Raw genomic sequence first — 10,992 nt, 5'->3', positions numbered from 1 at the left:
TGCAGCTGTCGCGTTGCTGCAAGCGGTTTTCAGGCAAGCCGATAGCGCCGGGGTTTCGCCGGATTTATCGATTGCGTTGGGCAATACCTCGCCGCGCCGATGCTCACTGCATCAGCCGGTTGGCTGTCGTGTGGTGTTGTTACTGCGCGTGCTTAATCACGCCTCACGACGTGCGCGCGCTTTGAAGATCGGCGGCGCGTTACGCGGAGGCCCTTACCTTGCTATCAATCCATGCCTGCACATGATCGCTGGCCCATCCCACGGCACGCTCGCCGATTGCAATTGCTTTCGGGAAAGTGCCGGCTGCCATGCCTGCATAGATCAGGGTTTTGCCTTGTCCGGTGACTGCCTTCACTTTCGGAAGGCGCCAGATTTCACGGGGTGGGGTTTGTTGCGGCATTGCTAGGCTCCTTGGAGGTTATGGATGGCCGTTTGCGTTCGGCACGAGACGCACCCTAGTCGGGACCTGACACTCGGTCAATCCAACAGTTAGTCGTAACTAACTGTTTTTGAAGTAATTATTAGTCGTGGCTAACAAGTTCAGTTGCAGCATGTTGTTGTTCCGTAAGGGGCTTTATAGAACCTAAACGGTATATGAATAATTTTCCATGGATTCAAAATAGCAGCCCCGGGATGGTTGTGTTAGCCGTGACTAACTGATAAGCACTTGGCGCACCCGCTAAGCAGGCATGCCCCTCGTGCGTAGCCGGGATCGGCCTACATGTCACGAGCAATGTCACGGGTAACGCAATCACTGTGATTTTGCGGCGAAAATATCGGTTATTCCCTGCCTATGTACGGCGGGGTCGCACCAAACAGCCACCGCGAGGCACGTTGCGCGCCCCGCGGTGACGTCCGTGTGCTCGCTACTGACCGCTGGTGTAGCCGATCGACAGTCCCGGGTATGACGTGTCAGGACCGCTCGTGCCGGACTGAGGCCTGTTGAGCTGATCGCTCTGCCACTGCGTAACGCCCTTGGCAAGGATCGTCGTTGCGCCCGGCTGTAGGTAGAGGGTGCTGTTAATGGTGGACGGCGCAGGCTTACTAGGTGCAACCGCATTAAACTTCGGCAGTCCGCCTAGTGGGTTTCCCTCAAGCGCATTATTGGCATTGAATTCCGCCTTAGACTCTGTCATCCATTTCGTCCAGCTGAGTTCACGCCGGCCGGTCGCTGGATTTACCGGATGGAGCAGGTCGTATACGGTTCCACCCCATGTTGACTTCTTCCCGTCATTTGCAGCGGTTGCGGCGCGGTTGATGTCTCGATTCATCTCGGCACCGATCTTATGGCCGATCTCCCACGCAAGCGCAAGGCCGCCAACCCATTGCATGGCCTTCCCGAACTTATTCAGCCCACCCGCTGCTGATGCCGCGGTCGTATTGATGTTGCCGATGGCGTTAGCCATGTTCTTGGCTGGCATTGCAGTCATCGCAATGCGCAACAACTTGAAGCCAGCATTTAGCGTTACGAGCGTGCCGCTAAACATCAGCGCGCCGGACAGTCCGACAAAACCTTCCGCGAGCAGCTTAACTGCAGTGCGATGCTTGCCCATGAAGTCGGACAAGTGCGCCAGTTCGTTGGCAGCCCAATCGGTTGCCTTAATCAGATCCGGCAAAACCTGAATACCCAACCGCGTTTCAGCGTTGGTTAGCTGGGCCTGTAACGCCTGCATCGCCAGGTCGGGGTTGTCTTTCAATTGCTGCGCGTATATCGCAGCCGAGGAAGTTTTATCAAGCCTTGCAATTGTGGCCGCGTCGCGGTTGATGTTCTCTGCTTTCTGCAGGTACTGGAAAATCTGATTCTGCGCGTTTCGGTTGCCGTACAGCGCATAGATGACGTCTTGAACCGAAAGCTCTTTGCCGTCCGCGTCCTTGTGTGTGCTTCGGTACTTCTCGATTGCTGGGGCCAGAAACTGCGTAGCCCACGCGTTCGGGTTCGTCTCGAATAGGCTGTGACCAGCCATCGCGCCGGGCTTAAGCTGAAGCTGGCCGGTAGCGTTCTTTACAACATCCTTTGGATCAACAAGCCCCATCTGCTCCCAAAGGGGAATGGATGATTTCTTGAGCACACCGCCTTCGACCGCTTGGCCTAGCGTCATTAGCGCTGTGCCGACCGCTCCAGACCCGCCACCGCCGTTCGTCTTGAATTCCTGAATCAGGAACGGAAGCTGCTTATACAGGAAGTCGTCGCTAAGATTGCCGCCCGACATTTTCGCTTGCTTCATCACGGCAAGGATGTCTGACGGCGTTACGTTCGCACCCATCGCCGCAACGGTGTGCGACACAAGCTCGGCGTTGTGGTTGATGTCGCCCGCTGTGATTGCGCGACCCACTGAGCGCATTTCCGTGATGCGGGCGATGTCCTGCGCGACACCTTCCGGATCTTTGCCGTAGCCGCCAACAATGGCGCTCACGCGCTGCAGGTTTGGCAGTACCGATGCGACCGCATCCGTGTTGCCGGCGCCAAGCACCGAACGCAATTCACGGATCGCCTTCACGTTGTCCGCTGCGCTTGTCGTGATGACTTGGCTAGACGTTGCCCATGAGGTTGCGACGTCCTTTGCAACCTCTGCCGGACTCGCGCCGGTCGCCTTGAGTAGCGATAGTTGCTTTTGATACTCCTTCGCCTTGTCTATCGCCTTGCCCATGGCGTCAAGTCCGAAGAAGCCCACGCCAACCATGGCGCTGCCAGTCATTAGCTGGCCCTTGATGTTGCCTAGCTCTTTCTGCAACGCCCTTACATCGCCGCCCGCGTTCTTGACGAGTCGCGATAGCGCTGCAAATTCGCCTTGTATGTTTCCGGTCAAACTTAACCGGATACCTATTGAATAGGCTTCCCAGATAACGCCCCCTTAAACTTCGCGCAGTTTGACGATGTTGGACACGCCGGACTCACTTTTTAGCTTGGCGTTCGGATTGCCTTCGTGCTCTGCAACTTTCGCGGCTTCCTCGAACGCTTCAGCGACACCTAATAGCGCTTCGGCTTGCCGGTTGTTGTGCGCGCCCACTTGGTCGAGTAATTGATACACGACCCAGAAAAGCGGCTCAGGCTTTTTAAGCTCTGCAACCAATTGCGTCAGAACTTCCTTGCATTGACTAAGCTCGCCCATCGCTCTCTTTGCATCTCGAAGCATTTGCTGTTTTGTGCTCATTTCACACCCTTTGTGCGCGTCTCGATCCATTCAGTAATCGCGCGAGAATCCCATCCGCGCGAGTTGCCATCGGTGAGTGTTACTGACCTAGGAAACTTGTTCGCGGCCATTAAGCGATAGATCGATGACTTTGGCAGGCCGGTGCGCTTCACCACTTGCGGCAAGCGCTCGATGGTGGGGAGGTAGATACGTTCGGACATTGCATAGCTCCATAAATGCGAAAACCCGCGCGATGGCGGGCTGTGTTGGTGGGATGGATTGGGAAAACTTAGGCCAAAAAAAACCGCATTCGGCGGATTGGTCTTTCGAGGCGTAGCGATCATGCAGGGCGTGGAGGGGAAGATTCACCCACCCACTTAGCGAGCGTACCTATCGTGCCCGGTAGTGCCGAAACAATGTCGTTTGGGCCGGCCGCCGCTTTGGAATTTAGCGATTAAACCGCAATGACTGGTATCAATGCTGTTTCCAAACGCTTGTTTGAACCGTCGCCGCGATAGAAACATAACGCTCGATCCCGCAACCGGGAAAGTTGCGCCGGCCGCGCCGGGATCTATCAGGAATGGCGAATGTAAGTGGTGATCCAGAACCAGCGATGGTTATGGCCGGCCGCCGCTTTGGACTTTAGCGATTCTCCACATTACGTGGTGTCAATTCTGCCACCAAACGATCGTTTGAATTTTCCACAAGTGCCACACCTCTCCACATACATCCGGCAAGACCGCTGCGGCACTCACCGGGACAGCAGCGTGACGCCGCTAACGCCGACATCGTTAGCGGCGACTGTTCGCGAATCCTCACGAGGCTTCGAGAATGTGCGGACACGATGCGGACGAAGTGCGGCGTTTGTCCAGTTGCACGGGCGGCGCGGCTACTTGAGCGGATCATAGGCGGCCCACTTGTCGTACTGGCTGGGGATGTATGCGATTCTGGATGACAGAAGCAGGCCGCGTTATGAGTACAACATAGCGGCCAAGACGTTGTCCGCAAATTGACAGCACTTGGACGATTCGGGTCAAATCGAATCGCCTTATCAACAGGGGATAGTGATGGCTTTGATTCAATGCCCAGACTGCGGCGCTAATGTAAGTTCGGAGGCGCCCGCGTGCCCTTCATGCGGAAGACCCATAAAGAATCAAGCTCAAGTGCCGCCAGCTTTAGCGGCCAAAACTGAGCCGCCAAAGAAAAAGACTTCAGGGTGCGCCATGGTCTTTTTAATTGTCTTGGGTGTCGTTGGCATCCTGGTGTATATGGGCAATTCTAATCAAGGCGACTCATCTTCGTCTGATTCGGCTAATGCGCCCGCTCAACCCGCGTCAGCGCCACAAGAAAGTATTCTGAAGGTATCGCCGGCTGGCCTATATCGGGCATACAAGGCCAACGAAGTAGCTACCGATAACCAACTGCAAGGCCATATTCTAGAACTGACGGCGCCGGTTGCATCGATCGATAAGGACTTCACAGATCACGCAGTGCTGAAGTTCAACACGGGTGAAGAGTTTAGCGAGCTGCAAGCCATCTTAAACGATGATCAGAAATCAGCAGCTGCAAACCTTTCCCAGGGCCAAATCGTCACCTTGCATTGCGAGAGTTCTAAACGAATCATGGATTCGCCCATGCTGGATAACTGCTCTCTGGTTCACTGAACTTCGCCATGAAAAACACCCCAGAGGATGGATGGGTGTCCAACTTCTGGGGTGCAGTTCAATCAACTTACTGATCTACTTTGCGATTATCCATTCCACACCACTCCGTCCAAAGCCCCGATGCTGCGAAGCCTGTCGACCATCACGTCAGGGTGAGGCGGTTTGCGACCGTATTCCTGATACGCCCATTCCATCAGCGCCGTCAAACGGTCCACATCGGACGTGGCGCTCCGGTAGGCTTCGATAGTGTCAGGCACCGGAAGGGTGACGACTTCGGCGCATGGGCCGGTACGCGATTTCCTGCCGCGCTTCCGCGGCTCCGGAAAGGCAATGATGTTGCCGGATGTGCTTTGCATGATCGACTCCCGATGCAGATAGAGACCCCAGCGTGATCAATAGTTGTTAGGTGGTCAATCGTAGCTTTGCCTAACTATTTCGGCGCAATAATCGGTGCCGATATCGCGGCTCTAGAGTTGATCGAAGCAAGGGACGACAAGCGGCAAATATCACGCACCGTGTCATGCGCGACCAGAAATCGGCGAAAACACCGGGAAACATCGCTGTAGCCCTGTCCAGCACAGGCAGGCGTTACAACGCGAGTCCTGCTAGCGCGTCGGCGGCGTGATCGTGGCAAAGGTGGCCGTAGTGCTTTTGGATCATGAGGATGGATGTACCGGCGAGAGTGGCGACACTGGCAACGTCTAGACCGCCCTTTACAAGATCCGTTATGACACTGTGGCGCAGCGTGTACGCGCACGTTTCGGCGGGCAGTTTTGCCGCGTCAGCTGCACGCTTTACAGGCTTTTTCCAGCGTTCCTTATTCCAGTGCTCGCCGCCCGGATATGCGAACAGCGGCGCGCGTGGAGTCTTGCCTTTCGCCTGTTCCATAATCAGGTCAAGTGCTGGCCCTTTTAGCTTCATGCTGCGCGGCGCATGGCCCTTGTCGGGGCCGATGTGGAGTGTGTTGTTATCCTTGTCGAATGACTTAACCGTCAAGTCTGCAAGCGCTTGGGGACGGATCGGCAGCAAGCACAGCGCATTGATGAATGCGCGTGCATCTGCTTCTGCACTCGCAATCAGTTTGCGGCGCTCATTGCGGTTTAGGGTTAGATCGCGGCGCTTGTTCGCCGGTTTCGGCTTCACGCTGGCCCACTCCACGGCCCTGTCAGCACCAACGGCACGACTGCTCACGGCATGATTTAGTGCGGCCTTCAGTACGGCTAGATATCTATTCGCGCTGGCGGACGACATGTCCAGGCCGGCTCGCCAACCCTTAACGTCGGCCTCCCGAAGCTTATCAAGCGGGATCGCAGCAATAGGGTGCGGCTTTATCGCCTTGCTGCGCGTGTCGCTTGACGGTGCGCCGTACACGGTGCGAACGAATCGGCCATGCGCATCATCGGCGTTTGCGTCGCCCTTCTCCCGGCGGCGATCCGTGACGTATGCGTGGCATGCGTCGCCCACGGTCTTCACGTCGGACGACGTTATGCCCGCGTCGCATGCCTTCGCGAACGCCTCAGCCGCCGTAACTGCTTCGTCATAGGTCATGCCTTTGGCGCTGCCCGCCTTGACCGCGCCCAGGTACTTGAACTGGCGCTTGCCGCTGTCGTCGCGGTAACGGGCCGACCACGTTTCGCCGGATTCGATCTTACGGAACCCGAGGTGCAGATTTTTGCGAATGCCAGACCAGTATGGGTCGGGGCGTCCGTCAAGGCGGGCGCGATCCCTAGCGGTGTTGAGTTTGACGTTACGAAAAGCCATGTTTTTTTCCTGCGTGACATGTGCGTGACAATACACCCTTGAACCGACACGCACCACAATGGACATAAAACAGGCTGTTTTAAGGGTTTTTTCAGTTCACGGAAGTTCGAAGGAGTCCACAATCCTGCCTTCACACGGCAGGTGTCACAAGTTCGATCCTTGTACCGCCCACCATCCCATTTCAAAGAAAAAAGGTCACCGTTCGGTGGCCTTTTTTCATTGCCTCCTGTCCCGCTCAAGCACATCTGCCAACAAGGACAAGAGCATGCCGCCCGCTGCGCTTCATCGAACTGACATGTCGCGTCCGTACGATTCCGGCGCAAAGCGGTCGATGTCTTTTCGCGTGAATTTCCGTGAAGAACCCCATTGACGTAGCATGCGCACTTTTTTCAAGCACCCCTTGCGAAGGTGCCGCATCGCTGTCTTCGTCAGGATCACCATGAGCATTCGCAACGCCACTATCGCCAGACGCAGGCGCAAGATCGGCCTGTCCGAACAGGAACGCATGACGCTGGACGCAGCGCGCCGCCGCCGTGGCGCCGCAGACCGGAGCAAGCGCCAGGATGATGGCCTGCCCTTGAAGAAGGCCGACCCAACCGCCCGTTGGCATGCCACGTGGGCAGAGGGGTAATCCCCTACTTTGCCCTCCCGGCGATCCTCCGCCCGGACTGCCTCACTTCAACAACGCGCGTGCCGCCGCCAGATGCTCCTGCAGCACGGGAATGCCGCGTGCGGCGATGGTTTTCAGCCGGTTGTCGGCCGAGGTTTTGGCGGCCACTTCATAGGCCGCGATGATCTTGCGGTGCTCCTTCACCATCATGCCGGCAAAGGCACGGTCGAAGGCGGCACCGCGCAGCGATTGCAAATGCGCCCGCATCGCGCCGATGTCCTGCGCCGACATGCCGTGCGCGTGTCCCTTGCTGCCGGTGTTGGCGGCAAGTTGCGCAAATTGCAGATTGAGCGCCGTGTGATCGCTGACGATCCGGCTCGCCAGTGCGCGCACCCGCGGGTTGGCCGATCTGTTCATGGCGAGTTTGGCCAGCGTGATCTGCATGGCGTCATCTGACGTCGCTTGCGCCACGAAGGCCTGCTCGCGCGTATCCAGCGCCGGGCGGCGCTCGTTGCGCTTTGGCGTATTGGCGGCCGTGTGCGCCAAGCCAACGGCAGGCAGCACGGCAAGGCACAACAGCAATGACATCCGGACCCGCGCGAACGCCCGCAACCCCGTCACGGCTGCCCCCGCCCGCCGGATTCGCCGTAGATCTGCCCTGTTACATAACTCGATTCAGCGGCGGCAAGCTGCACGTACACATGCGCGATTTCCGCCGGCTGTCCCGGGCGGCCCATCGGCGTGGTCATGCCGAATTCCTCGAGGTTCTTCTGCGTCTGCCCGCCACTCACCTGCAACGGCGTCCAGAACGGTCCCGGCGCCACGCCGTTTACGCGGATGCCGCGCTTGATCATCTGCTTGGCCAGCCCTTTGGTGAAGGTGACGATGGCGCCCTTGGTCAACGCGTAATCCAGCAGATTCTCGGAAGGATCGTAGGCATTCACCGAAGCGGTGTTGATGATGGCCGACCCCGGCGGCATATGGGCCACCGCGGCCTTGGTGATCCAGAACATCGCATAGAGATTGGTCTTCAAGGTCCAGTCGAAATAGTCGGTAGGAATGTCCAGGATCGATTCGAAACTGTGCTGGCGCCCGGCGTTGTTCACCAGCAGATCGATGCCGCCGAATTCGGCGATCGTCTTTGCCACCAGGTTCTGGCAGAACGCTTCGTTGCGGATGTCGCCCGGCAAGGCGAGCGCCTTGCGTCCGGCCTGCTGGATCAGGGTAATCACTTCCTGCGCATCAGGCTCTTCGGCAGGCAGGTAGGAAATCGCCACGTCCGCGCCTTCGCGCGCGAACGCGATCGCCGCCGCGCGGCCGATGCCGGAATCACCACCGGTCACCAGCGCCCTGCGTTCCAACAGCTTGCCGCAGCCGCGATAGCTGGTTTCGCCGTGATCCGGACGCGGTGTCATCTTGCTGGCCAGGCCCGGCCAGGGTTGCGATTGCTGCTTGAACGGCGGATGCGGATAACCCAGGCGGGGGTCCTGCAAGGGTGCCGCCTGCTGCGCGACGCCCATTCGGTCTTCGGGTTGTGTACCCCGCGCCTTGCCGATCATCGCCGTTGCCACGCCCAACGAAGCCCCCTGCACCAGCCGTCTGCGCGAGTTGGAAATGCTGTCGTCGCTCATGGCATGCACCGCCTTCGACCGTTACCGGGCGATGCTAGCTGCCGCGACGGTGGACGACAGGTGGAGGAATATGCAATGCGGCGTTAAGGCAGCGGGCGTACCACTTCAGCTTCAGCGCCACAGATCCAACAAAATTCCTTGCTCGCCCTGCACCGGGTCAGAACGGGGTGCCGGCAAGCGCCTGATCCGCTTCAGCGCCGCTTCGTCCGCCATCGTCTTGCACAGGTCCCAGTCCTGCCCCGGCGGATAAGCGCCGACGGCAAGGAAGTGTTTGTCGGTTCGCACGCTGCAATGCCCTACGCCGGCAGGCAGCACCAATACGTCGCCCGGCGCAACTTCAACCTCTTTGCCTCGCGGGCCGCCCAGCATCAGCCGCGCGTGGCCGCCGGCGAAGCCGAGCGCCTCGTGCGCCGTGGTGTGGTAGTGATGGTAGCCGTACACCCCGTCGCGCCAGCGTGGCTCCCAGCCGTTGCGGGCGAACAGTTCTTCCATGTCCATGGGGCTTACCGGATCGCCGACGACCGCAGCCTTGTACAGCAGCGCGGGAAAGCGCGGGTTGTTCGGCATCCAGGCATTTTTCTCCAACAGAAAGCGCTCGGTCTGCACGGCTCAACCCGATGATGAGGATGACGGATAAGGCTTCTTGCTTGGCGCATTCTGCGGTTCGTGCGGTGTCTTCGCATCCGGCTCGCGCTGCTGTTGCTTGTTCGGCTCCGGGCGTTGCTCCGGGTAACCCGAGTTGTAAGGCGGCTTGGTTGTCTGGCGCTCTTCCATGGTTCGACCACGCGTACTTGGGAGGTAGTAAAAACTTTGCCGCATGGCACTGCATCCTGGCGTGAACATCTGCAGCGCAGATGCTGATGCCAGCGTCATGCTGATGACTGGCCGGCAACAAAACCGGCGTTTACGCCGTTTCGATGCGCACGTCACAGCACCAGTAAGGGCTTCGATTGAACTACCAGGGCGCGTGCAGCAGCGAGCGCGTGAGGTAGTCGCCCAGCGTCAGCGCCACCATGATCAACGGCCATGCAAAGGCGAGGATGGCGATCATGCGCAGCGCCGGATGACTGCTCTTCAAGCGCATGAACACCACCAGCACCAGCAGCGCCTGGCCCACGGACAAACTGGCGGTAATGACCAGTCCCCACCAGCCCAGCGACAAGCGCGACACGCTGGCGGACGCGGCAAGCAGGGTCAACATGCCGGCCAGCACCAGCAATTGGCTGCGCAAGGAAGGAATGTCCTGCTGCGTCATCCCGCACTCCCCACCAAATAGAACGCCGGATACACGAAGATCCACACGATATCGACCAAGCTCCAGTACAAGCCGATGATCTCGATCGGCGTGTGGTACTGCGCGCAAAACTTGCCGCGCCAAGTGCGCATCGCGATCGTCAGCAGCAGCACCACGCCGATCAGCACGTGCAAGCTGTGGAAGCCGGTGGTCACGTAGTAGAGGCTGAAGAACAACTCCATCTCGCGTGCGCCCGGCCCGCTCTGCAGGTAGCGGATGCCGGGGATCAGGCCTTCCTTGAACTCACCGTGATATTCCATGCCATGCAGCACCAGGAACGCGACGCCGAGCAAGCTGGTTACCACCAGCAACAGCGCGCTCTGCCGCGCCTTGTCCAACTGGATCTGCCGCAGCGCAATCGCCGACAGGCAGCCACTGACCTGCAAAATCGCGGTTTCCGCGGTGCCCATGGAAAAATCCAGGTGCGCGCTGGCTTCCACGAAGGCCAGCGGAAAACGCCAGCGGCAGATCACATAGGCCGCAAACAACACGCCGAAGAACAGCACCTCCGTGGCGATGAACGCCCACATGCCGAGCATGGCGGCTTCTTTCTGCTGGGGCGCATCGTCGAATTGCTGCTGCACCGCCGCCGCTGGCACGGAAGTGTTCATCAGTCGCAGTACTCGTAAGGCCCGTGGGTGACCGCGGGCGTGGCGTGGAAATTGTGTTCGGGCGGCGGTGAAGAGGTGGTCCACTCCAACCCGGTCGCGCGCCACGGGTTCGGCCCCGCCGGCTCGCCGCGAAACAGCGAATGCCCCAGGTAGAACAGCGGCATCAGGTAGGACACGGCAAGGATCAGCGCGCCGCTCGAAGACAGGATGTTCAGGTCCTGGAATTGCGGCAGATACTGGTGATACCGGCGCGGCATGCCCTCGTAGCCCAATATGTACTGCGGAAAAAA

General features: G+C 58.8%; 14 protein-coding genes, 1 tRNA gene and 1 pseudogene. 3 read left to right on the top strand and 13 right to left on the bottom strand.

Going from position 1 to position 10,992, the window contains the following annotated elements; all coding sequences use genetic code 11:
• Positions 1 to 199: 199 nt before the first annotated feature.
• The 4 genes from VMA74_RS04980 to VMA74_RS04965 all read right to left on the bottom strand — a co-directional run bounded on the left by VMA74_RS04980 (position 200) and on the right by VMA74_RS04965 (position 3,352).
• Entirely contained in the window at positions 200 to 400 is a 201-nt protein-coding gene (locus tag VMA74_RS04980) for a helix-turn-helix transcriptional regulator (RefSeq protein WP_325365400.1), read from the bottom strand.
• A 466-nt stretch (positions 401 to 866) separates the two neighbouring features.
• On the bottom strand, positions 867 to 2,696 hold the full coding sequence (locus tag VMA74_RS04975; protein WP_325365398.1) for a hypothetical protein: 1,830 nt from the start codon (positions 2,694 to 2,696) through the stop codon (positions 867 to 869).
• 156 nt (positions 2,697 to 2,852) lie between these two features.
• A complete protein-coding gene (locus tag VMA74_RS04970) occupies positions 2,853 to 3,152 on the bottom strand; it encodes a hypothetical protein (protein WP_325365396.1) in 300 nt (99 codons plus the stop codon).
• The gene (locus tag VMA74_RS04965; RefSeq protein ID WP_325365394.1) at positions 3,149 to 3,352 is read right to left on the bottom strand and encodes an AlpA family phage regulatory protein; all 204 of its coding nucleotides are present in this window, start codon (positions 3,350 to 3,352) and stop codon (positions 3,149 to 3,151) included. The genes VMA74_RS04970 and VMA74_RS04965 overlap by 4 nt, the downstream gene beginning before the upstream one ends.
• A gap of 846 nt (positions 3,353 to 4,198) precedes the next feature.
• Here VMA74_RS04965 and VMA74_RS04960 point away from each other — a divergent pair.
• The gene (locus VMA74_RS04960) at positions 4,199 to 4,795 is read left to right on the top strand and encodes an OB-fold protein (protein WP_325365393.1); all 597 of its coding nucleotides are present in this window, start codon (positions 4,199 to 4,201) and stop codon (positions 4,793 to 4,795) included.
• Positions 4,796 to 4,881: 86 nt separating this feature from the next.
• Here the strand turns inward: VMA74_RS04960 and VMA74_RS04955 are convergent, their stop codons facing one another.
• Positions 4,882 to 5,151 (bottom strand): hypothetical protein, encoded by a 270-nt coding sequence (locus VMA74_RS04955; RefSeq protein ID WP_325365392.1) that lies wholly within the window; start codon positions 5,149 to 5,151, stop codon positions 4,882 to 4,884.
• 232 nt (positions 5,152 to 5,383) lie between these two features.
• Positions 5,384 to 6,556 (bottom strand): tyrosine-type recombinase/integrase, encoded by a 1,173-nt coding sequence (locus VMA74_RS04950; protein WP_325365391.1) that lies wholly within the window; start codon positions 6,554 to 6,556, stop codon positions 5,384 to 5,386.
• A gap of 83 nt (positions 6,557 to 6,639) precedes the next feature.
• Here VMA74_RS04950 and VMA74_RS04945 point away from each other — a divergent pair.
• A tRNA-Val gene (locus VMA74_RS04945) sits at positions 6,640 to 6,730 on the top strand.
• 265 nt (positions 6,731 to 6,995) lie between these two features.
• Positions 6,996 to 7,187 (top strand): hypothetical protein, encoded by a 192-nt coding sequence (locus VMA74_RS04940; RefSeq protein WP_325365389.1) that lies wholly within the window; start codon positions 6,996 to 6,998, stop codon positions 7,185 to 7,187.
• A gap of 42 nt (positions 7,188 to 7,229) precedes the next feature.
• Here the strand turns inward: VMA74_RS04940 and VMA74_RS04935 are convergent, their stop codons facing one another.
• The 7 genes and pseudogenes from VMA74_RS04935 to VMA74_RS04905 form a co-directional block, all read right to left on the bottom strand.
• The gene (locus VMA74_RS04935) at positions 7,230 to 7,754 is read right to left on the bottom strand and encodes a DUF4142 domain-containing protein (RefSeq protein WP_325365387.1); all 525 of its coding nucleotides are present in this window, start codon (positions 7,752 to 7,754) and stop codon (positions 7,230 to 7,232) included.
• 29 nt (positions 7,755 to 7,783) lie between these two features.
• Positions 7,784 to 8,686 carry an SDR family oxidoreductase gene (locus tag VMA74_RS04930; protein WP_325365402.1) on the bottom strand — a complete coding sequence of 301 codons (903 nt, stop codon included), beginning with the start codon at positions 8,684 to 8,686 and terminating at the stop codon, positions 7,784 to 7,786.
• A 222-nt stretch (positions 8,687 to 8,908) separates the two neighbouring features.
• Positions 8,909 to 9,403: a cupin gene (locus VMA74_RS04925; RefSeq protein ID WP_325365385.1), complete on the bottom strand. Its 495-nt coding sequence runs from the start codon at positions 9,401 to 9,403 to the stop codon at positions 8,909 to 8,911.
• Between the two features lie 3 nt (positions 9,404 to 9,406).
• Positions 9,407 to 9,616 (bottom strand): hypothetical protein, encoded by a 210-nt coding sequence (locus VMA74_RS04920; RefSeq protein ID WP_325365383.1) that lies wholly within the window; start codon positions 9,614 to 9,616, stop codon positions 9,407 to 9,409.
• A 136-nt stretch (positions 9,617 to 9,752) separates the two neighbouring features.
• Positions 9,753 to 10,052: a hypothetical protein gene (locus VMA74_RS04915; protein WP_325365381.1), complete on the bottom strand. Its 300-nt coding sequence runs from the start codon at positions 10,050 to 10,052 to the stop codon at positions 9,753 to 9,755.
• On the bottom strand, positions 10,049 to 10,702 hold the full coding sequence (locus VMA74_RS04910) for a cytochrome c oxidase subunit 3 (RefSeq protein WP_325365379.1): 654 nt from the start codon (positions 10,700 to 10,702) through the stop codon (positions 10,049 to 10,051). The genes VMA74_RS04915 and VMA74_RS04910 overlap by 4 nt, the downstream gene beginning before the upstream one ends.
• A pseudogene (locus tag VMA74_RS04905) lies at positions 10,702 to 10,992 on the bottom strand (cytochrome c oxidase subunit I); the annotation flags it as partial. The pseudogene VMA74_RS04905 and the gene VMA74_RS04910, both read right to left, overlap by 1 nt.

This window comes from Dyella sp. (genome assembly GCF_035508675.1).
In the GTDB taxonomy this organism is placed as follows: Bacteria; Pseudomonadota; Gammaproteobacteria; order Xanthomonadales; family Rhodanobacteraceae; genus Dyella_B.
The sequence above is the reverse complement of the archived record's forward strand: the minus strand, read 5'-3'. Positions and strand labels throughout refer to the sequence as shown.

Bases quoted from the DNA above. Each gene is read 5' to 3' on its own strand.
- VMA74_RS04975 (WP_325365398.1), bottom strand. From the start codon at position 2,696: ATGACTGGCAGCGCCATGGTTGGCGTGGGCTTCTTCGGACTTGACGCC.
- VMA74_RS04950 (WP_325365391.1), bottom strand. From the start codon at position 6,556: ATGGCTTTTCGTAACGTCAAACTCAACACCGCTAGGGATCGCGCCCGC.
- VMA74_RS04955 (WP_325365392.1), bottom strand. From the start codon at position 5,151: ATGCAAAGCACATCCGGCAACATCATTGCCTTTCCGGAGCCGCGGAAG.
- VMA74_RS04915 (WP_325365381.1), bottom strand. From the start codon at position 10,052: ATGACGCAGCAGGACATTCCTTCCTTGCGCAGCCAATTGCTGGTGCTG.
- VMA74_RS04930 (WP_325365402.1), bottom strand. From the start codon at position 8,686: ATGGGCGTCGCGCAGCAGGCGGCACCCTTGCAGGACCCCCGCCTGGGT.
- VMA74_RS04960 (WP_325365393.1), top strand. From the start codon at position 4,199: ATGGCTTTGATTCAATGCCCAGACTGCGGCGCTAATGTAAGTTCGGAG.
- VMA74_RS04910 (WP_325365379.1), bottom strand. From the start codon at position 10,702: ATGAACACTTCCGTGCCAGCGGCGGCGGTGCAGCAGCAATTCGACGAT.
- VMA74_RS04920 (WP_325365383.1), bottom strand. From the start codon at position 9,616: ATGCGGCAAAGTTTTTACTACCTCCCAAGTACGCGTGGTCGAACCATG.
- VMA74_RS04940 (WP_325365389.1), top strand. From the start codon at position 6,996: ATGAGCATTCGCAACGCCACTATCGCCAGACGCAGGCGCAAGATCGGC.
- VMA74_RS04965 (WP_325365394.1), bottom strand. From the start codon at position 3,352: ATGTCCGAACGTATCTACCTCCCCACCATCGAGCGCTTGCCGCAAGTG.
- VMA74_RS04980 (WP_325365400.1), bottom strand. From the start codon at position 400: ATGCCGCAACAAACCCCACCCCGTGAAATCTGGCGCCTTCCGAAAGTG.
- VMA74_RS04935 (WP_325365387.1), bottom strand. From the start codon at position 7,754: ATGTCATTGCTGTTGTGCCTTGCCGTGCTGCCTGCCGTTGGCTTGGCG.
- VMA74_RS04970 (WP_325365396.1), bottom strand. From the start codon at position 3,152: ATGAGCACAAAACAGCAAATGCTTCGAGATGCAAAGAGAGCGATGGGC.